The sequence below is a fragment of the Gillisella vitis genome (assembly GCF_021559775.1).
In the GTDB taxonomy this organism is placed as follows: Bacteria; Pseudomonadota; Alphaproteobacteria; order Rhizobiales; family Rhizobiaceae; genus Allorhizobium; species Allorhizobium ampelinum.
Genome location: NZ_CP056050.1, coordinates 343,097 through 363,484 on the forward strand (window position 1 = coordinate 343,097; position 20,388 = coordinate 363,484).

At 56.6% G+C, this 20,388-nt stretch carries 20 protein-coding genes and 1 pseudogene; 10 read left to right on the forward strand and 11 right to left on the reverse strand.

Annotation, left to right across the window (positions count from 1 at the left end; translation table 11 throughout):
- Positions 1-45 precede the first annotated feature (45 nt).
- A complete protein-coding gene (locus tag AVCG78_RS25805) occupies positions 46-786 on the reverse strand; it encodes an SDR family oxidoreductase (protein WP_071585031.1) in 741 nt (246 codons plus the stop codon).
- A 109-nt stretch (positions 787-895) separates the two neighbouring features.
- On the opposite strand from AVCG78_RS25805, the gene AVCG78_RS25810 reads away from it, so the two are divergent.
- Positions 896-1,795 carry a LysR family transcriptional regulator gene (locus AVCG78_RS25810; protein ID WP_071205470.1) on the forward strand — a complete coding sequence of 300 codons (900 nt, stop codon included), beginning with the start codon at positions 896-898 and terminating at the stop codon, positions 1,793-1,795.
- 110 nt (positions 1,796-1,905) lie between these two features.
- Here the strand turns inward: AVCG78_RS25810 and tnpC are convergent.
- Positions 1,906-2,582: pseudogene (tnpC, locus tag AVCG78_RS25815) on the reverse strand (IS66 family transposase); the annotation flags it as partial.
- Here tnpC and AVCG78_RS25820 point away from each other — a divergent pair.
- Positions 2,496-3,386: a LysR substrate-binding domain-containing protein gene (locus AVCG78_RS25820; protein ID WP_081355459.1), complete on the forward strand. Its 891-nt coding sequence runs from the start codon at positions 2,496-2,498 to the stop codon at positions 3,384-3,386. The pseudogene tnpC and the gene AVCG78_RS25820 overlap by 87 nt on opposite strands.
- Positions 3,387-3,536: 150 nt before the next feature.
- Here the strand turns inward: AVCG78_RS25820 and AVCG78_RS25825 are convergent, their stop codons facing one another.
- From AVCG78_RS25825 to AVCG78_RS25835, 3 genes are read right to left on the reverse strand one after another with little or no spacing between them, the layout of a single operon-like run.
- A complete protein-coding gene (locus AVCG78_RS25825; RefSeq protein ID WP_071205471.1) occupies positions 3,537-4,664 on the reverse strand; it encodes an HNH endonuclease in 1,128 nt (375 codons plus the stop codon).
- The gene (locus AVCG78_RS25830) at positions 4,665-5,153 is read right to left on the reverse strand and encodes a hypothetical protein (RefSeq protein WP_071205472.1); all 489 of its coding nucleotides are present in this window, start codon (positions 5,151-5,153) and stop codon (positions 4,665-4,667) included.
- A 5-nt stretch (positions 5,154-5,158) separates the two neighbouring features.
- Entirely contained in the window at positions 5,159-6,355 is a 1,197-nt protein-coding gene (locus tag AVCG78_RS25835) for a nucleotidyltransferase domain-containing protein (RefSeq protein ID WP_071205473.1), read from the reverse strand.
- A gap of 176 nt (positions 6,356-6,531) precedes the next feature.
- Between AVCG78_RS25835 and AVCG78_RS25840 the strand changes: the two genes are divergently transcribed.
- The 8 genes from AVCG78_RS25840 to AVCG78_RS25875 all read left to right on the forward strand — a co-directional run bounded on the left by AVCG78_RS25840 (position 6,532) and on the right by AVCG78_RS25875 (position 14,968).
- Positions 6,532-6,852, forward strand: coding sequence for a helix-turn-helix domain-containing protein (locus AVCG78_RS25840; protein WP_071205474.1), 321 nt, complete (start codon positions 6,532-6,534; stop codon positions 6,850-6,852).
- The gene (locus AVCG78_RS25845) at positions 6,853-7,758 is read left to right on the forward strand and encodes an ImmA/IrrE family metallo-endopeptidase (RefSeq protein WP_071205475.1); all 906 of its coding nucleotides are present in this window, start codon (positions 6,853-6,855) and stop codon (positions 7,756-7,758) included.
- A 5-nt stretch (positions 7,759-7,763) separates the two neighbouring features.
- Positions 7,764-8,243 (forward strand): hypothetical protein, encoded by a 480-nt coding sequence (locus tag AVCG78_RS25850; RefSeq protein WP_071205476.1) that lies wholly within the window; start codon positions 7,764-7,766, stop codon positions 8,241-8,243.
- Positions 8,244-8,672: 429 nt separating this feature from the next.
- Positions 8,673-10,604: a site-specific DNA-methyltransferase gene (locus AVCG78_RS25855; RefSeq protein ID WP_071205477.1), complete on the forward strand. Its 1,932-nt coding sequence runs from the start codon at positions 8,673-8,675 to the stop codon at positions 10,602-10,604.
- Positions 10,597-12,966 (forward strand): DEAD/DEAH box helicase, encoded by a 2,370-nt coding sequence (locus tag AVCG78_RS25860; protein WP_071205478.1) that lies wholly within the window; start codon positions 10,597-10,599, stop codon positions 12,964-12,966. The genes AVCG78_RS25855 and AVCG78_RS25860 overlap by 8 nt, the downstream gene beginning before the upstream one ends.
- Positions 12,967-13,095: 129 nt before the next feature.
- Positions 13,096-13,590 (forward strand): hypothetical protein, encoded by a 495-nt coding sequence (locus tag AVCG78_RS25865; protein WP_071205479.1) that lies wholly within the window; start codon positions 13,096-13,098, stop codon positions 13,588-13,590.
- A 112-nt stretch (positions 13,591-13,702) separates the two neighbouring features.
- On the forward strand, positions 13,703-13,861 hold the full coding sequence (locus AVCG78_RS25870; RefSeq protein ID WP_156582886.1) for a hypothetical protein: 159 nt from the start codon (positions 13,703-13,705) through the stop codon (positions 13,859-13,861).
- 285 nt (positions 13,862-14,146) lie between these two features.
- Positions 14,147-14,968 carry an LON peptidase substrate-binding domain-containing protein gene (locus AVCG78_RS25875; RefSeq protein ID WP_071205480.1) on the forward strand — a complete coding sequence of 274 codons (822 nt, stop codon included), beginning with the start codon at positions 14,147-14,149 and terminating at the stop codon, positions 14,966-14,968.
- A 296-nt stretch (positions 14,969-15,264) separates the two neighbouring features.
- Here the strand turns inward: AVCG78_RS25875 and scpB are convergent, their stop codons facing one another.
- The 6 genes from scpB to AVCG78_RS25905 form a co-directional block, all read right to left on the reverse strand.
- Positions 15,265-15,963: an SMC-Scp complex subunit ScpB gene (gene scpB / locus AVCG78_RS25880; protein WP_071205481.1), complete on the reverse strand. Its 699-nt coding sequence runs from the start codon at positions 15,961-15,963 to the stop codon at positions 15,265-15,267.
- A gap of 2 nt (positions 15,964-15,965) precedes the next feature.
- Complete coding sequence (locus AVCG78_RS25885; RefSeq protein WP_071205482.1) at positions 15,966-16,919, reverse strand: DUF1403 family protein; 954 nt, start codon at positions 16,917-16,919, stop codon at positions 15,966-15,968.
- Positions 16,920-17,017: 98 nt separating this feature from the next.
- Positions 17,018-18,340: an IncP-type conjugal transfer protein TrbI gene (trbI, locus tag AVCG78_RS25890; protein WP_071204877.1), complete on the reverse strand. Its 1,323-nt coding sequence runs from the start codon at positions 18,338-18,340 to the stop codon at positions 17,018-17,020.
- A gap of 11 nt (positions 18,341-18,351) precedes the next feature.
- Complete coding sequence (gene trbH / locus AVCG78_RS25895; protein ID WP_071204876.1) at positions 18,352-18,828, reverse strand: conjugal transfer protein TrbH; 477 nt, start codon at positions 18,826-18,828, stop codon at positions 18,352-18,354.
- Positions 18,828-19,622, reverse strand: coding sequence for a P-type conjugative transfer protein TrbG (gene trbG / locus AVCG78_RS25900; RefSeq protein WP_234618193.1), 795 nt, complete (start codon positions 19,620-19,622; stop codon positions 18,828-18,830). The genes trbH and trbG overlap by 1 nt, the downstream gene beginning before the upstream one ends.
- 74 nt (positions 19,623-19,696) lie before the next feature.
- On the reverse strand, positions 19,697-20,374 hold the full coding sequence (locus AVCG78_RS25905) for a conjugal transfer protein TrbF (RefSeq protein ID WP_071204875.1): 678 nt from the start codon (positions 20,372-20,374) through the stop codon (positions 19,697-19,699).
- Between the last annotated feature and the right edge of the window lie 14 nt (positions 20,375-20,388).

Below are 20,388 nucleotides of genomic sequence, written 5' to 3' on the forward strand. Positions count from 1 at the left end.
AGCGAGCGTCTGGCGCGCTTTTGTGCGGAGACCTGGCGGCCAGGTTCAGGCGACACCGCCGTTGGCGCGGACGATTTGGCCATTGACCCAGCCCGAATCCGGACCGGACAGGAATGCGACGACGTTGGCGATATCGTTGGGCTCACCGAGGCGTTCGAGTGGCGGCATTTTCGCAAATTGTGCGATCAGCTCGTCGGACTTGCCGTTCAGGAAGAGATCGGTAGCAATCGGACCCGGTGCCACGGCATTGACCGTTATATTGCGGCCGCGAAGCTCCTTGGCGAACACGTGCGTGAATGCTTCTACGGCAGCCTTCGTACCGTTGTAGACTGCGTAACCCGGCATGTTCAGGGCCAGTGTGGTGGACGAAAAGTTGATGATCCGTCCGCCAGCCTGAAGACGCTTGGCAGCCTCGCGCATCGTGTTGAATGTGCCCTTCGCGTTGATGGCGAAATGGCGGTCGAATTCTTCGTCGCTGGTTTCTGCCAATGGCAGGGTTTTAAGGATGCCGGCATTATTGACCAGGACGTCGACGTGACCAAAAGCTGTTTCCGCAGCATCGAACATCCTTGCGACGGCAGTCGGGTCGGAGACGTCGGCCTGCGCGCTGATTGCAGTTCCACCTTCCAACTCGATCTTGCGAACCAAAGCCTCAGCAGGCGCTACACTGCCGGAATAATTCACGACGACTGCGAAGCCATCGCGGCCTAGTCGTTCGGCTATAGCAGCACCAATTCCGCGCGACGCGCCGGTTACGATGGCAACCTTGTTTGAAATATCGGACATCTGAATTCTCCTTGAGGCGTTATCGCCTGTTCACAAGGAGGAAGATGCCACTATCTCGCCCACGGATAATTATGCATTATTCCGCATCACTATGCGGGAATTACGAACAATGGATAGACTGGATGCGATGCGAATTTTCAGCCGCGTGGTTGAGCGAAGAAGCTTCACCGCCGCAGCGGAGGATCTGGGATTGCCGCGATCGACCGTCACCGATGCGGTCAAACAGCTGGAAGCTCGGCTCGGCGTGCGACTATTGCAGCGAACCACGCGCCATGTCAGCGCGACGCTGGACGGTGAAGCCTACTATCAGCGCTGCATCTCGATACTGGATGATATCGACGATGCCGAAGGCGCGTTTGCCGGCGCGGTTCCCAAGGGGCTGCTTCGGGTGGACGTGCACGGGACGCTCGCCCGTCATTTCGTCCTGCCAAACCTTCAGTCTTTTTTCGCAAAGTATCCCGGCGTCGATCTTTACATGACCGAGGGAGACAGGTTCGTCGACCTTGTGCGCGAAGGCATCGACTGCGTTCTGCGCGTAGGCGAACCACAAGGCGGCGACATGATTGGCCGCCGTGTGGCAATTCTTGAGGAAATCACCTGCGCCTCACCGAAGTACCTTGAGCGCTACGGCACCCCCAAGACCCTCGACGATCTTGCAAACCACGCCATGGTCGGCTTTCGATCCTCCGCAAGCGGAGGGCTAATCTCCTTGGAATTCAGCGTCGGTGGCAAGGTGGTCACACGGGAGCTGCCGACGACGATTACCGTCAATGCTGCGGAGAGCTTTATTGCATCGGCGAAAGAAGGCTTCGGTCTGATCCAGATACCGCGGTATCACGCTCAAAAAAACCTCGACGACTGCACGCTCATCCACATTCTTCAAGAGTTCCCCCCGACGCCGACACCCGTCTCACTTTTCTACCCGCCAAACCGGCAACTTTCGCCGCGCGTGCGGGTGTTTATAGATTGGCTGATCGGTGTTTTTCGTGAGACGCCGATCAAACCGTAAGAGTGACACTACCGCCCTCGAATAGATTTGAACCGTAAGCGCGATTTTCGATGCGCATTGACGGCTACGGCACTGAACCGCCCTCACATCGGCAGCGATATCCAGCTCTATTAGCCCGCAGATTTTTTGGAGAAGTTAAACGGTAGCAGGTCGACGATGTCGGCCGCTTCGTCGCGCTGCGGCAGCTCAGTTAGCGCATGGCGCAGCCAGGCGAGCGGGTCGACGCCACAAGCGCGGCAAGTGAGCATTAGACTGTAGATCACGGCGCTGGCCTTGGCACCCTCGACGCTGTCACTGAACAGCCACGATTTTCTTCCGATCGCAAAAACTCTGATATCGCGTTCCAGAATGTTGTTATCGATCGGCATCCTGCCGTCACTGGTATAGCGCGTCAGATACCCCCACTGGTTCAGGGTGTAGGACACGGCGTCGCCCAGCTTGGTGTCCGGCAAAACCTTTGGCGCAATGGTGTCGAGCCACATCTTTAGGCGTTCAGGACGGGCAAGCTGTGCTGTTGGCGGAAACTGCGTATGCAGTCGGCCTTCGTCTCGCCGGCATCAGGGATATTGTCTCTTGCCTGCTTTTCGATCCGGTAGAGTTGCTCGAAGAACCGGAGTGCCTGTTCCGGCGGTCCGCCTCCATTCTTGCGGGTTTTGAGTGCCTCAACGAAGCGCCGCCTGGAATGAGCCATGCATCCGACATGGGTGGAGCTATTGATGGTGCGCCAGGCTGTGTAGCCATCGCTTACCAATATGCCGCGATAATCACCGAGGAATTTCTGCGGGTGAGCCAGCCAGCCCTCAGCGCCCAGTTGAACCGTCTCCGCGACCTGTTCGAGGACCCGCTGTTGGTTCCTGCCCACCGCGGCATGATACCGACGGCGAAGGTGCTCGAGCTGCTGGAACCACTGCGGGCATCGCTGGACCAGTTCCGCAAGATGCTCCAAAGTCATGACAGGTTCGCCCCGGAGACCGCGGAGCTGAAGGTGGCCATCGCCTGCACGGATTATGTCGAGGCCAGTGTGGTAATGCCGCTGATCCTGGCTTTGCGCGAGCGAGCTCCCAAGATACGGGTCGCGGTTCATCGCCTGAACCCGCCGACATTACCTCGGCAACTTGCAGAGGGCGACGTCGATTTCGCCATCGCCACTCCTGATCCACTTAATCAGGACCTTCGCACCCAGCACCTGTTCGAGGAGAACTATGTTCTCATTGGCCGGGAAGGGCATTCGCGGATCAAGGACGCGGCGACGGTGGAAGGTTTCGCCGGCCTCGAACAGGTGATCGTCTCCCCTTCCGGCGGAAGCTTCTCTACGCCGGTCGATGCCTTACTGGCGGCACAGGGCTGCCAGCGAAGGGTGGCTGCCTCGGCGGCCTCCTTCCTTGTCGTTCCTGGAATGGTTGCCTCCAGCGACCTCGTCGCCCTGGTACCGCGGCGGCTACTGCGGACCGCCGGGCCTCCGCTCGACGTTATGGAAGTTCCGTGGCTTTCGGAAAGTTTCGAGGTGGCTATGATATGGCATGAGCGCGGCCAAGGACATCAGGGCCACCGCTGGGTTCGCGAACTCGTTCATGGTCTGACGGCCGGCTAGGAGGGTAGGCAGGCTGGACAGCTTCGGTTCCAGTTTTGGTATTTGCTGGCCCAAACTGGACCGCTGCAGAGTCTTGATGCATGGGAAGCGGCGGCTATGTCTCCTAAAACTTTCAGGTCTTGAACCAATTCGAACTTGCGACCCGCTGTTTCACTGGATCCGCAGAGCAGAGACAAACCCGCCAACCAGGCGATTTTGATCAAACACGTTCATCGGCAGATCAGCCTTCGGCATCCAGACACGCCCTACTTCCACCGCTGCGGAAACTGGTAAGGCCGGAAACACATTTAATGTCGCCCCCTCTCCGTGCGCGGATTTTATACTGTTGAAAAGCCGCCTCAGTTCCTGACGAAAAGATGTGAGATCCGCGGCATTCCGCATGATGTCGTTGTGCGGCGAATTCACGGTGATCGACCAAACCGAAACGTCTTCGCCCAGAACCGAAACAATACGATCCCTCGAAATTGTCGCGCTCAAAGCCAGAATCAAAGCCACCTTTGAATGTATCAAAGCCGGCGTCTCAACCAAAAAATCAATAGGGGCACTGTCGTTTTGCCACTTCCATGTCGCCGGCTCTCTGTGTCGCTGATGAACTTCGGCAGGGAGAATATCGCAAAGCTGCCTTCCCAGTTCAATCAGAAGCGGCTGGGGCGCAAGCGCGAAAACGCTTGCATGGGTAATCTGCTGTCGCTCGATTCGGCCCCGAATCTTTTCGGTGAACAGCCGTCGAAGGTTGGTCTGCTGAATCTTCCAATACTGTTCGTCGGTATCGTCGAGCGAAAGGCCGAGCATTTCGAGATCGATCGTTTCAAATGATGCCGGCGAGCGCGCCGGCAGCATCGACGCGAATATGTCGTCTCTTGCCACAAGCGCTTCGTTTTTGCCGATGCTGGCTCCAAAACGGATAACATGCGAAGCGCGATCCGGCTGGATACCGCTCGCCAGGCGGACCCTGCGCTCGTGCTCCTCCTTCATATGGACCAGAAGTTCCTCAGGATGGTCGTCTGGCGCTTCATTGTCGATCAGTCGATGGCACTTGGCGCAGAGAAGCATGAGGTTGGAGATGTCTCTGGCGAGAAGTGCGGATCTTGCCGGATGACCGCGGGCTCCCTCGGGCGAGTCAGCAACGATGTGGGCGACAAAGCCAAACATCTTGTCCTCCTTGCCAGAGAGGAGGTCGCCGATGAGCTCGCAGTTGCAACCGCGAAACTGGCAACGGCCTGCCGCACGCGCCCAGAGCGCACGTTGAACCTTCTCGGGAATCCTCGATTTTGCCATTCAGCCTGCTTTCCTAACTGGTGCATGCCGCTGCAGCCGGCTTCGACTTACACGCTGCTCCACATCGCGATGCTCCGGATGCTCTCCCCCGCCTCGCCACTCGCCATCGATCAGCCAATCCTCGAAATAGAAGAGCCAGAGCGACGTCCACGGAATGATGGTCTGATCGAGCCTCATCCAGGGCTGCCACTCATATGTGCGTGGTAAATAGAGACAGAGGCGGGTAGGCTTCTGGTCATATACATGTGGAAGGTCTTTTCCACCGGACAGCATCAACAGATCGGGATTGTCCAGAAACACCCTCGGCGAGCGATTGACCTCAAATTCCAACCGAGCATCATAGATGCGGGAAAGCGGCGTGGGCGACGATTTATAGTACCAATTGAAATGTCCTGATCCGAGTTCACCATCCCCGACAGACAACGGGTTCTTCGTCAGTAGAAGAAACTGTTGCGCGGCGGTCAGTGGCTTCGGATCAGAAAAACGCATGGCGGCTATCTTCCAAAAAACGTGTTGGCGCGAACGGGGGTGACGGCGGCCGTAGTGATACCTGTCACGAGGCCAATGCGGGGTGCGACGCCGAGGGTGCCCTTCTGACGAGAGGTGGAGATGTCATCGGTAATAGAATCTATGACAGCCTTGGCCGGGGCGGACCCGAAGGCGTCTCCAAGTTGTCGCCTCAGGCCATCAAGCCCTTCCACATCCTTCAGCCTGCTGATGTCTGCCAGAGCCCGGGTGTGCCAGGTGAAAAATATCTCAGCGCGCTTGGGATCGCCGTTCCACTTTTCGGAAAAATTCTCGCCCTTCGTCGTCTCATTCCAGACGAACCACTGCATCTGTCCGTCAACGCGGCGCGTCTCGATGAAGTCGGGCATGTGCCGGATGACGTCGAAGAGCAGATCCAGTTCAGAGTCGTAGATGAAGGTTCTGACGCAGTACTCGTAACTCTTTGATGCCAAGGTCGTCAGCAGAACCGAAATCGGCGACAGGGATATATCGATCTCGTTGACGGCGATGAAGACATCTCGGTGGCGCTTCAGGATCTGGACGACCCTCTGCAAAAGGCCCTTGAAATGAACCTGCTCTGGAAAGGGTTCAATGTCTGCACGGGCGCGATCCTGAGTATGCAAGCTTTTCGTCACACGGAAACGCGGCGCAAGCTTCACACGCTCAAGGAACAAAGCCTTGTAGCCCTTCGGGTTTGACGGCTTCCAGATCTTGAGTGCCCGGTCGGGCACAAGTTCGCCGCCCATATGGCAGTTCCGGTTTGGAATCGACGGGGTAATGTCCATGTGGAATTCGTTAGCGTAGACGAGCCGCCAGCAGCGCGCCATCTCCACCAGAAGCGGCTTATAGTGGCCATTGGCCTTCAACCGATCACCGATCGCCTTCTTCAATGCGGCAGGCTCGACCCAATGTCCAAGATATGGTGCATGGGCTACCAGATCGACGTCGTGTTCATTGCTGCCGATCGGCTTGACGGTCGTTCCGATCGCGGTCGATCCCTGAAGGAAAATTCCCATTGCTTTGAGCAAAGGATCCTCCGCGTCAGCCAACCATCCGCCAACCCCGTCGTAGCGCTCCTTTGCGAGCTCCGCCTGGCTCAGTGAGATTTCGAGAGTGACGCACATCCGCTCAAGAGCGCCGATAAGCATCCCGTCCCGCATGACAAGTCGATGATCGTGAAACATGCATTCCTCCTGCGCCCGAAAAGGGATCTAGCTGTAAGATCTGCTCGTCCAATTTTATACAGATAAATCGAACGCTTGCCATCGTCAAGCTCTGTGCTATATTTTTGTACAGATTAACCGAACGGCGCGGCACGTGAGTGCTCGCGCCTTCAGTGATTCAAGGGAGTAATTCGATCATGTCTTTGGCTGTTAAGCTCAAAGAACTCAGGGGCAAGAACCGTCAATCCTTGCAGGAGGTCGCGGATGCGATTGGAGCGTCCAAGACACATATCTACGATCTGGAGACCGGTCGCAGCACCAACCCCTCAATTGAACTTCTGACCAAGCTCGCCACGCATTTTCGCGTTGCCATTGCCGACTTGGTTGGCGAGAATCCAGAGGGGAAAGACGAAGAGCCTGGTCTCGTTGCGATGTACAGGGATCTTAAATCTCTGGCTCCGCAAGACCGTGAAACAATTCAGATGCTGATGGACAGGCTGAAACCAAAGGGAAAGTAAATGGAAATCTTGCGGATGGATCTAGCCGACACGGGGTCGCCTGAGGGGCTCGTCAGTCAGATCCTGAAGCATGAACCAAATCTTCCGCTTCCTGTGCCGATCGAGGAGTTGGCGCTCCAGCTCGAGATTGAGGAAATCGCCGAGTTGCAAACAGAAGGTTTTGAGGGCGGCTTGATCACCGACACGGTACGGAGCCGCGGGATTATTCTCGTCAGAAAGGGGATGAACCGATCGCGTCGCCGATTTACCATTGGTCACGAGCTCGGTCACTTCCTGATTGCCAACCACATCCCAGACAAGGACGGTCAGTTCCTCTGCTCGAGGGAAGATCTCCGGGCACTTTCTGCAAAGGAAGGCAACCGGCGGGCAAAAATGGAAGTGGAAGCGAATCGCTTCTCGTCCCTCATCCTGATGCCGCCACCGAAACTGCGCGACGCCTTCAAGAAGCACCCTTCGCCGAGCCTTGAACATGTATTTGAGTTGGCGGACCAGTTTAATGTCAGCAAAGAAGCCATGGCGCGGGCCTATGCCGAGTATCACCCAGAGGCGTTGGCCTTCATTGTCGTCAAGGATGAGAAGGTTGGGCGGGTTTATCACAATCGCAAGCGCTTTCCTTTCGTCATTGCAAGCCGCAACAAAATGGTGCCTCAAGGCTCAACGTTTTACCGACGAGACCTCCGGATCGGCATTCCAAGCGAAATCGAAAGCCGGCTTCCCGATCTGTGGATCGACGTACCTCGAGGGCAGCGCGCTCCGACCCTCAGCGAACAGGTTTGCCTGCAGAAGAACGGCTTTGCCTTGATCATGCTCTGGCATGAAAGTGCTGAGGAAGATGAAGAAGAAAACGAAGACATGACCACGCGCGACCGCTGGCGTGCCCAACAGGAACGATATCGCAGGGATTGATCTTGATGGAAGGCCATAACTTCGAGCGTCTCAAATCACACATCGTTCCCCTGTCAAACTCGAAATCGTTCGAGACAGCGCGGCTTGAATGGGACCTGGTCGGTGTCGAGATCAGCGAAGAGTTTGATCAATGCCCTTGCGGCCAGGATATTCTCGAACATTGCTATATTCGCAACCGGCTCAATGGTGCCACGACCTATGTTGGCAATGTCTGTATCAATCGCTTCGTTGGAATCGATACGGGAAACCTATTTGAAGGACTGAAGCGTATCCGAGAGGACATATCCGCCAATGCCAACGGTGATCTCATCGAACATGCGTACCGGATGGGATATCTGTTCGATGAAAAGGAATATCGCTTCCTCAAACAAACCAAACTCAAGCGAAAGCTATCCGCCAGGCAGTTAAGCTGGAAGCAGAAAATCAACCGGCGGATTTTGAGCCAGACGATCGTGCACCGGAGGGGAGCGCACGACTTGCGCTAGTGAGATGGACGAAATTTGTTCCCAGCATGATTTTGGCCGGTCGCTTGAAAAACTCGGGCGACTCTTTACGCCGCTGGAGACGATCAGCGGAGGACGCCCAGTCCATCTAACCCACGCTACGGGCTTTTAGTGCTGGGCAGCGACCGCGATTGGATAGCGCTTTGTAAGGTCCGAGAAGTCACAAGAGTCAAACGCCAACACAAATAAAGTTGGGAATTCACTACGTTACTGCTACTTCCCTTGAGGGTCCAGCGTTATGACAGGTTCGGCTGGCAGCGGACTTTCGATCCACGGTCAAAGTGATATTTCCTCAGAGTTTACCATGGACGTTCTCATATTGTTCCATTAACGTCGTCAACTGACAGCTGTGTGAAGGCGAAAGCCCTGCATGCTGACCGCAAACTGCTTGAGATTTGAGAATACCGCTTCATGAATTATGACGAACTGCCGCGCTCAGCCCTAATCCGCCTTCTCCAAGAGCATGATGAAGCGCTTCATCAGGCCGGCCGGGATGGCATTATCATGAACTATTCGGGGCGGACCGCCCCATGGCAGATCACCCGTCTGGTTAAGCCAAAGCTTAGTGCAATCTCCAAGAAACTCTCGTGTGGCGATGAAGCTGCTCAATGTGAGAATGAAATCTGGGATGGCGAGAACCTGTCGGCCATGGTCAGCCTATATCGCCATCGGGGGAAGGTGGACCTCGTTCTGACCGACCCACCCTATAACACGGGATCTGATTTTCGGTACAACGACAAGTGGGATCAGGATCCGAACGATCCCGATCTGGGCGAGTTGGTCGCGGAAGATGATGGCTCGCGCCACAGCAAGTGGCTGAAGTTCATGACGCCTCGCGTTTGGATGATGAAGGAAATGCTGCGGCCGGGCGGTGTCATGGCAATCTGCATCGATCACCGCGAACTTTATCGGCTCGGTATGCTGATGGACGAAATCTTCGGAGAAGATAATCGCCTCGCCATTATCAATTGGCAGAAGACTGCTGCGCCCCGCCCCGACAAATCGCATGTTTCGACATCTACAGAGTACGTGCTGGTCTACGCTAAGGATCTCGCGAAAGCCCGCACGCTTTCTCAGGTTCGCACGGAGCAAGATAACAAGCGCTATTCCAATCCGGACAACGATAGTGAAGGCCTGTGGCGTGAAGGCAATCTGACAGCACGAAGCCCGTCGCTCAAGGACGAGTATGGTATCCAGTCGCCGTTCACCGGTGAAGTGCATTATCCGGCAGGGCACGGCTCATGGCGACACCCCAAGAAGAACATAAAAGGCTGGCTTCAGGAATGGGGTGCGGTCTACGAAGAACGGGACATTGGCGACGGCCGCGTACACGCGCTCATGGTCAGTGGTGCTCAACCGAACAAAGTTTCGGCTGCGATCGCCAAGAAAGCGCTTGCTCGCCTCGCAAAACCGCAATGGCCATTCGTATGGTTCGGTCGCGACGGGCAAGGCCGTCCACGCGTCAAGACTTACCTCGAGGGGATAAAACGCGGTAAAGTCCCGGTTACATACTGGGCAGAAGAAGAGACTGGATATCCAGTAGAGTTAGATGCCACGTCCTGGGGATACAAGGAATCTGGTAGAACGAGCGACGGCGTCAGTGAACTTACCTCAATAGTTGGTGCGGGTCACGGCTTCACTACAGTGAAGCCCCTTAAGCTCTTCAATAAGCTCGTTCAACTCTGGTGCCCTGATGGCGGCCTCGTACTTGACCCATTCGCCGGATCAGGCACGACCGGCCATTCTGTCCTTCATCTCAATCACGCGACGGGTGCCACGCGCCGGTTCATCATGATCGAGCAGGGCAATAGTGAGAAAAAGGATCACTACGCCAAGACTCTCACGGCGGATCGTATACGGCGCGTGACCACGGGGGATTGGGCCTCGGGCAGACAGCCTGTCCTTGGTGGTGGCTTCCGCTTCATCCAATTGAAGGGTGAGAAGATCGACGCAGGCGCGGTCAACGCTCTTGCTCGCGAGGAGATGATAGATCTTTTGCTCAATAGCTATTGGGACAAGTCTGAAAAGGCGCGGTCCTATTTGCACCGCTATGCGATTGGATCGCACCAGTACCTTTTCGCGACAAACCCAAAGAACGAAGGTTTTTTTCTTATCTGGGATAACCCCGACACTGCTTCGGTACTCAATCGCGATACGTTTCGCGCCATCGTCGCTGAAGCGGCCGCCGCTAAGCTTGCCGAGCGTTACCATGTCTACGCCTCTATCGCGCCCTACACCGGGGCCGGGATCGAGTTTTACAAAATCCCTGATCGAGTGCTTGAGCATATAGGCTTCAATGCCCGCGCGGATGCTTACTCAAATGCGGACGACGTCGATGCTTGAGCTAAAGGTATTCCAGTCGGCTTCCGCCAAACTGATCGCAGATCGTTTTGCTTTTTACGCTAATCATCCCGACAGGCCTCGAAAAGGCACACGACCCAGACCTTACTTCCAAGCATTGTCTGCGCTGACCGGCGCTGGAAAAACGCCGATCCTTGCCGATGCTGTCATGCGAATAAGGCTGCATCTCGGATCTGAGCCCATCGTGCTCTGGATGTCGAAGGCCCGCTCAGTCGTGGGCCAAACCCTCACCAATTTCTCGGAAGGCGGAAAATACAGTCATCTGATCGACGGGTTCAGGGTACTCCCCGTTGGAAACCTTACGCCTGCGTTACTCAATGATGCCAGCGCACCGCTTCTGATCACGACGACAACCGGCCTCTTCAACAATAAGGAGCAGGCCGAAGGTAACTTACATATCTATAAGCGTGATCAAGACACGTTTGGCGATCAAAGCCCGTGGGAAAGGTTGATCAGCCGCCCAAATTCCGTCTCCGGCCTGCGCCGACCACTCATTGTAGTTTACGACGAGGGACACAATCTTTCCGAGCAACAAGCGGAAATTCTCGCTGAATTAGAGCCGGATGCCTACTTGTTGGCGAGCGCGACGCTGAGGCTGCCTGCCAATTTCACCAAGTCCATTGTAAGCCCTATCGAGCTGTGGGTCGAAGAAACGGACAATGACGAGGCGTTCGCGGCTTTGGAAGCCGCGACTACCGAAGGCGAGGTAAAGCCAGAGTTGTTCATAACCACGATCGTAGACAGCGAGAAGGTGGTCAAATCGCAACTGGTCAAGTTGGCGCTCCAGTTTGATGGTACTACAGCGGCGATGGGTCGCTCGATTGATGAGCTGTATGAGAGGCTCATGCTGGTCGAGCAGGCAGCACAGGATGCTCGGTTGCAGCTTCGCCCCAAAGCCATCTACGTCTGCAAGACCAATATCACTGATGACGGGTCTCGTGATGATCCATCGCTTCCATTCCTAAAGCGTGAAGCGCCGCCAATCCGCATTTGGCGCTATCTTGTTGAGCAGAAGAATGTCGATCCCGCGACCATCGCTATTTACGCCAATCTCGCGTTCGACGCCGGCACTAAGCCGGATCAGGTCAATCTGTTTTCGAAAGGCGAGAACGATTTCGATCAGTTCTCCGCTGGAGACTTCCAGCACATCATTTTCAACCTGGGCCTACAGGAGGGATGGGATGATCCTGCCTGCTATCTCGCCTATATCGATAAAAGCATGGGCTCGAGCATCCAGGTTGAGCAGATTATGGGGCGCGTTCTTCGCCAGTTTGGCGCAACCCATTACGACAACGCGCTTCTAAATACGGCGCACTTCTTTGTTCGCGTCGACAAGGAAAGCGTTTTCGTCGACACCATCGAAAAGGTAAAAGCGAAACTGAAAGCCGAAGGCGCGCCACTTTCCATCACCGGAAATTTCGGTGGGGCTGGTTCCGGTTCCGAAGATCAGGTGCCACGTGATCTCACCGGTATCGCGCTTCACCACATCTTTGTAGACTCCGAGTCCGCGCGTAAGCGGATCGATGAACTGACTGCAGATTTTCCGAGCTTCGCTGAAGGTGACCCCAACACTCTCGCCGGTGCCAAAGGAGCATCAACAGTAATTGATGTCCTCGGAGACGGTGGGCAGCAGTCAGTCCAATGGCAGGACGACGGCCATACAAATCCAGTACGTTTGCGATGGCTCGTAAGTACGGCGATGAAGTCGAGGTCGGCACGGGTGCTTGCCATTGCGAACCTTCATGACCCGAAATTCGATGTTCGCGTTCAAGCGCAAAGCAAAACCGACAAGCTGGCTGAAAAGCTCGCTGCAGAGGCAACTGAAGCGTTCTATTCGCTATCCGAGCTCGCCTACGAAAGCGGAATGCCATTCACTTTTGGCGCACTGCGTGTCGGCAAGAAAGCCACGAGTTTCGATAATTCGCTATACCCGCGATACGCTGGGCTCAACAAGTTCGAGCTACCCTTCGCCACAGCGCTCGATAACGTCGGGCTACCATGGCACCGCAACCCGTCAGGCGGCGGTTTTTACATCCCGCTCTTATCGGAAGGCGACACTGCGAACTTCTATCCCGATTTTATCGTCTGGAAGAAAGGCATAGTCTACTGTCTCGACACAAAGGGTAGCCACCTTCTTAGCGATGCCGTTGCACGAAAGCTTTTCGACATCCAGGAGGATAACAAGACAAAATTGCGCACCCGCTTCATTAGCGAGGGAAAGCAAGTCGCACTGAAAGCCAAACCGCTTCCTGGCGGATATACTGTTTGGAAGATGAAGAACGGATCGCCGACACCAGTCCATGTCTTAAGCCTGGAGGATGCAGTGGTTGAGTGCTTACGTTGACCATGATCGGGGAACTTCCCGACAGAGCGGCGAGCGTAGCGGAGTGGGTCGCATCTCGAAGGCGGAGACAGCCTCCCATTACGGCATAGCTTTGCCGCAGTCTCCGCAACCCGTTTCGAAGAGTTCCAAATGCTATTGAGCCCCCTAGAGGTCATTTCCGCGAAACATGCACATCTTGCGCGTTTGACAAATGAAGGAGGAGCCTCTGGTGAACAGCTCGCACTGTCTATCATGGATCGCTGGGTTGCTCGACCGAAAGGTCCCGCACTTCGCATTCTTATAGAAGAACTTGCAGCAATCGGGATCAAACTGAAGGCTTCAAGCTTCGATGCTCTAGCCTTGCCGAAAGCAATAGACTTGTCTGATCGAAGCCAAGTTCAACTGCATCTATCAGAGATTACCTTCATTGAGATCAAGACAGCAAACCAACCCAGGGTTCAGCCGGGATTTAAGGGATTCTTCTTCGCATTAACCGAGAGCGAAATTGCCGCGGCGGAGCAGTTGGGTGCGAGACACCGAGTAGCCTTGTTCAATAAGCTCACTGGTGAGCTCCTAATAACTTCCGTGCCGGAAATTATTTCGCGCACTACGTCAATGAATTGGCAGCTTTCAGTGCAACTTTGATTCACCTGATCAATGCTGTGGTCGCGTAAATTCTGATTTTGCAGCGATGTAAAAGTCGGTCTATTATTCTGTTCAGAAAACGGAATACTGGCGGCACGTCAACGAGGTGAACATGAAGCAAATTCTTCCTGCTCTTCCTGGTGGCCTCGCTGTTGGCCTTTGTGTGTGGGGCGCTCAAAATCTTGTCACACCGCAGTGGGGTGTTGCTATCTCTGGTGCCGTAGGAGCCTTTTTGGGCGTGTGGTTTGGACAAAAGCTGATCGGTTATTGATGGGTGAAAGGATCGTAGGTCTCCTAAAACCCCGCTACGTTGCAGGTATCGGGATTTGCGATAGGGGAGCGGCAGCTTCCTTCCAAGATAGAGTCTCGTCCAGCTTGAGATTGACAAGTAAAGGGCTTCTGCGCACAGTTGGTGCTCGGTAGATACAGCCTGCTGCTTGCGCCCGTTGGGGTACGGTGAATGTATCGAGCCACTTATGGCTCCCTTTGCCCGAACGAACGGGTCAGCAACGCAAGCCCCTGACGCTCTCCGTTCGTTTATGCACAGGATCATCTCATGCGCGATTGCCGCGATGCCAAAGCTATGGCGAAGACGCTACGTGAAGCGCTTCACGCTAAATCTGTCACCTTCACCAACAGTGAGAGCCAGGAGCTCGTTGCTCGAATTCTTGGCTATCGAGACTGGAACGTATTGGCCGCAAGGATCCAAGCGACCCAGTCGCCGGCAACCTCGGCCCAGGCTAGCACGCCTTTTCGAGCCGGGATAAAAATTCCCCTCGTTCCTATGCGGGACATGGTCCTGTTTCCGCATATGATCTCGCGGATTTTCGTGGCGCGCGACAAAACTCGGCAAGCCGTGGAACACGCTCTTATCGGTGATCGGCGCGTTGTCATTGTCGTCCAGAGGCACAGCGCCGACGATCGTCCCATCACTCTTGATGCCCTTCATCCAGTGGGCGTCGTAGCAAACGTGGTCGATCGCCAGACACAGGCGGACGGGACTCTCAAGGTCACCGTCTGTGGGCTTCAGCGAACAGGCATCGTCCGCCTTACCGATTGCGAGTTCCTGGCGGCAGAGGTTGCGCCGATTGAAGAGCAGGGCAGCCAGTCGAAGGAGGCCGACGCTCTTTCGAATTCGGTTCTCGATGCCTATCAGACCTACGCCGATGTCGATTTTTCCTCGCTTCCGCCAGGATCAAAAGCGCGTTTCGGCCTGCCTTCGATCGGCGATCCGAGCCTGTTGGCTGATACGGTCGCCCCGTTGCTATCGATCAGCGTCGACCATAAGCAGCAACTCCTGGAAACTCGAGACGTGGTGACCCGACTCAAAAGACTAATTGAGTTGATGAGCGCTGGTCGCCCTAAAGCTATCGCGTAAGTACTTAAAGGGAGCATCCAGCCGTCGCGCTGGATGCTCTATCCCGCTGCCACAAAAGACTGGTCAGCAGTACCAGGGATTTGAAACTTCGGCTTGAGGCCGACAATCGAGACGGTATTGGCGAATATCTTTCACAGAAAGCTCCCTCATCGATGCCTTCCGGCCGGCGGTTAGAGGCCGAGGCCCATCGCAATATCGCTACTGCGGCAGGTGGATGCATCGGAACAATGGTCCCTCCGAAAGACCGTCAAAGATGCTAGGTCGCAGAAATACTGACCGCATGGAGACCATCGACGTCATTCCATCAGTTCCTCGTCCAATTCATCGACCTGTGACGCAACGACCTCGCGTTTTATAGCGTCTCTACTCAACAGGCCCGCGTCCTCAAATGCGTCGATGTTCGGCAGGTCACGCAGCGTCTCCATGCCGAAGGCGGAGAGAAAATGCGAGGTCGTTACATAGGTGTAAGGCCCCCCCATTGTCGGACTACGCGGACCAGTGCCGATGAATCCAGCACCACGGAGATTGCCGATGGTATCGCGGCTGACCTCCTTACCAAAGATCTTCGACAGCTCGCCGCGCGTGACCGGCTGGAAATATCCCACCGCCATCAGCACCATCGCCTCGAACTCCGACAGAGCAGCCGTCCCTCCCCTTGTCGGAGCCGAAGACGCGCGGATCGTCTCGGCGAACCGCGGCCGCGTCCGATGCTGCCAGCCGCCGGCGACCGACACCAGCTCGTAGGGCCGGTCCCGCAGCTCCTCGATAAGATCGTCGATCAGCTGATCGACGCTGCAGTCCTTGCCTACTAAGCGCTCCAGCGTCTCGCGGGTGACGGGTTCGGCGGACGCAAAAATCACGGCCTCAACGCGCAGCATCCATTCCCGCCAGCGAAGCTCCGGCGGCAGATCTTCAAGCTCCCGATCATAGATGACCTCATGCTGCCGCTCTCTCGCCTGGCGCCGGCTTGTCTTGGCTGTGTTCGCTCCCGCCATCGTCACAACCCAAATATCCGGAAGGAGGTGCGGCCGGACAGTTCGCGCACCGCCTCAAGATTTTCGAGCCGTTCGAACAGCCGGTTGGCCGCCCAACGCGATAAGTTACTGCCGGGCGCCGAGGCGAGCACGGCATTCTCGTTCAGCAGCTTGTGGATCACTGTCTCGGCGCCTTTGGTGCGCAGTTTCGGCGTAACTGCCAGCAGTTGCGCCGTACGGCGGTCGATCTCGACTGCGGACCGGAGAGCGGCGTCGATGCCATCGACCAGCGCAAGGCAAATCGCCTTCGGATAGGCTAGCTCGCCCGGCCGGACGCGACCGCGGCCACCGATAGTGCGGAAGGAGGATCCGAAGCGCTCGGGGAGCAGCAGCGGCACGGACTTCGGCCAATTCAGCTTGTGCGCCAGAACGCCCTCGGCCAGCCCAAGCGCCAGCACCTCGGCATCCGGGCGAACGGCAGAGATCGCCGTAATAAGGTCCGCCACCGCGAAGGGTGCTGCTCGCCCGGACTGGATGGCAGAATCGACGACATCGGGAATGGAGGCAAGTCCGTCGTCCCACCGAAGGCCAAAAAGGGAGGCGATTTCTTTGACGAATGAGGTGGTAACCGGTCCGGATCGGCGTGTCAGCATTCGTGTTGCCATAAACAGCTTTCCGGCAGGCCCGGAATCGTCGCCGGCGACGGTCAGCAGCACGGCGTCCCGGATGGCGCCTTCGTCTTCGCTGCGGCCAAGCATTTTTCCGGCGACGGCGGCTGATTTGAGGGCAAGTCGGTCGTACCAGCAGCCTAGCCACGGCAGTTCGGCGCAGATCAGATCATCGAGCGATTTCAAAGCGATACCAGCGGCGAAGGCGGCGTCCGTCTCGTTGATGTCGCGACCACGCGGCAGTGCCCATCCCGGCACGCGTGGTGACCAGGCGGGGGCGGTTGGAGCGGAGGGCGCGAATGAATCCATGCGTCGTACTGTAGTTCATGTGCGCAGTTTCTGCTAGTATTATCCACCCAAACCGCACGGCCTGTCGCCGACAAACAATGTCCGATAATCTTGCATTATCAGTTTTTATATTCATTCTGGAAGGAAATATCCTGATCTACCAGCACATTGAACTTGTAGCCGGGGCGAATTTCGAGGGTCGGCTGGACATCCATATTGCGCTGGATGGTACGATCAGCAACCCGACCGAACGTTTCTGCGAAATTCCGCCGCGCCGCATCCGAGGCTGTATCCTGCGTTGCCAACGTCGAGCTCTCCGGAACGGCCATGTCGATACCCGTGCCGATCAGGGCGATCAGTACGGCTGAGCCAAAGGTTTTGAGATAGTGGTTGTTCACCTTGTCATTGAAACCGCCATATCCTTGCGCGTCCGTCCCCGACATGCCGCCGATTTGCAGTGTAGAACCGTTCGGGAAAATGATGTCGGTCCAGACAACGAGCACACGTTTCTGTCCAAATGACACTTTGCTGTCGTAGCGGCCGAACAGTTTTGTGCCCTGCGGAATGAGCAGACGATGCCCGGTGGCGCTGTCATAGACGTTCTGGCTCACCTGGGCGGTGATCCGCCCAGGCAGATCGGAATTGATGCCCGTGATCAATGTTGCGGGGATGACCGAACCGCGCTTCAGCTCGAAGGGTGATTGTTGGGGCACGACACGGTTCGGCAAGTAGCCAAGCTCTTTCAGGTCGGCATTGAAGAAGTCCTCCTTGGCGCCTTGTGCATTGGGATCAACGTTCTGACCACCGAGCCCCGCGCGCAAAGCGGCTGCATAGAGATCCGGGGAGCTTCCGTTGTTTGTCGAAACGGTCGAAGCTCTTGCCGCCGTGTCTGCGGTCGCATCATGCGTTTCAGCAAGCCCATCCAATCTGCCGCGATCGATGGCAAGCGGCGCATCATAGGCAGCGTTGTTCGCCTGCAGGCGAGCCATGCGCTGGCGCTGCTGCTCCCGCAGAACCTGTTCCTGTTGTTCTCGCATAAGACGAGCCCGCCAGACGGCTTCCGCTTCGAGCTCCTGGCCGCGCTGCTGCACCTCGCGTTGCCCTGGCTGCGGCGTGAAGGGATTATTGGCCTTTTCTTCCACCTGCTTTGTCTCGACCGGCGTCGGCTGGAATGTGGTCTGCTGCTGCGGTTCTCCGATTATACCATCGGTGACGCCGCGTTTGATCTGGTCGGCGAAGGTTGAGGCCGGGTTGCCCGAACTTGTCTCCAGACCGTTATCCTTACCGAAGTAAAGTCCGCGGGACGCAAGGCCATAAAAGACCACGCCAAGAAACGCGATGGCCAGGACGATGATGACGACGATCGGCAGGCGGTTGATCCGCCGGATAGTGGATGGAGCCTGGCTATTCTGCGCGCCGCCAAGATTGAGGGATTGCACCATTGGATCCTCCCTTAACCGCGCCGCATGAGCGACAAGGCGCTCGCTGGCGTCGCGCCACTTGCCGTGACGGAATAAGCGCGGCCGAGCTCGACGCTGTTTGTTGAAAGCCGGGCCAGCACCTGACCATCGACAGTCAAGATCACATAGGCGAGTGGGATGACGGTTGCGCCGCTATCGGTCTTCTGGTCGGTGACGACGGCGTAACCCCATCCCTTGAGCGCCGCTTCCAAAGCTTGTCCGAACGGCGAGGCATCCGCCTTCAGCTCAACGGTCGCCTTTCCCGGCCCGATCTGTTCGGCAAGGCGGCTCACCATATCGCCGGCGATGGCGCTGGCGGCGGGACCGGAGATTTCTGGCGGCGCGTTGCTTGTGACGAGGCCGTCGGTTCCCACCGACTGGCATCCGGAAAGAAGAATGGCGAAACCAAAGGCTACGGCAAAATTGCGGAGGGGTCGCAAGGTGCGCGAATGGGAGAAAAGGATGTTCATTACCTCCCTCCCCTTCTGATCGTGATCTTCTCCTGTTTCCAACCAACGCCGGAAACGAGCACGGCGCGATCGACATGGTAATCGACGACCATCATGTTGCCCTTCATCCGGTAATTGACGATTCGGTTCTCACCGCCTGACGTCACAAACAGAACGGGCGCATCCTGACCTGAGATCGAGCGCGGAAACTGGATGTAGGTCTTGAGCCCATCGGAATAGACTCTTGTTGGTCGCCAGCCGGCGCTCCCCGAAACCGAATAGGAAAAGTTCAACTGTTCGGCGGGGACACCGGCGCCCGGGATTGTGCTTGCTTCCAACCGAGCATTGACGTCGGCAAGCTTTGTCGAAACATCCTCCGGATATTCAAAGCCGACACGCGCCATATACTGGGTCGGTTGAGACTTGAGCTGAATGTGATAGGTGCGCCGCGACGTCGTCACTACCATCGAGGTGACGAGGCCCGGCTCAGACGGTTTGACGATCAGGTGGATCGCCTGCCCACCGGCAGCGCCTGAAGTCGCTGGCTCGACCTTCCAGCGCACAGTGTCGCCGACCAGAACGTCTCGGACCACCTCGCCTCCCTGAAGCTCGATATCGCAGACCTGAAGCGGCGAGCAGACGACGGAGGGCTGCACCTCGCCATAAAGGAAGATCACCTTTCCGTCGGCACCCTTGGTCACCAAGCCGCGCGATCCCCGCCATTGTGTGGAGATGCCCATGCCTTTGGCCTCGTTGGCTGTGACGCTATCGGCAGCATATGCATGCAGAGGAGCGACCACTGAAGACGCCAACATTGCCGAGGCGAGAGCGCCCGTCAGCGTGGCCCGTGTTCTTGGGCGCGGGATGATCATGTTCGGGGCCATGCCTTTCAAAGCTGTGCTGTCCAGTCGAAGTCGCGGAGATAAAGACCGATGGGGTTCAAGCGGATGACGCCCTCGTCCTGCGGCGGCGTCAGGGTCACGGTGGCAATGCCACGGAAACGGCGGACGGCGGTTTCCTTGCCGCGCCTGTCACGCTCGAATTCGGTCCAGTCCATCTGGTAGCTCTGGTTCGACAGAGCGACGATGTTGTTGACCTCGATGGCGACAGTCGAGTTCTTGGCTTTCTCGAAGGGCGAGTTCGACCGAAACCAGGCATTGACCTTCTCGGTTGCGGGATCCGAAGTCCTCAGCAGCCCATAGGTTCTATCGATGTACTGCTTCTGCACGACCGCATCCGGCGTCACACTGCGAAAATTCGAGACGAAGCTGCCGAGGGTGGCGCGCACAACACGCGGATCGGCATATTCGATCTGCTGTGGGAACCCCGCACTGACGGCCGTGCCGAGCTTGTCGACCTCGACGATATAGGGAATGAGCTTAACCTGCGTGCTTTGGTAAAGCGCGTAGCCAAAGCCGATCACAGCCATGGTCATGCCGGCTATGCCAACGATGCGCCAGGCGGCGGCGGATCTGACATAGGAGCCATAGCGCTCGTTCCACTCATTGCGCGCGGCGATATAGGGATTACCAACATCGGGATTATCAAGCGGATTGTGTCCGACCATAATTGAGCGGCCTC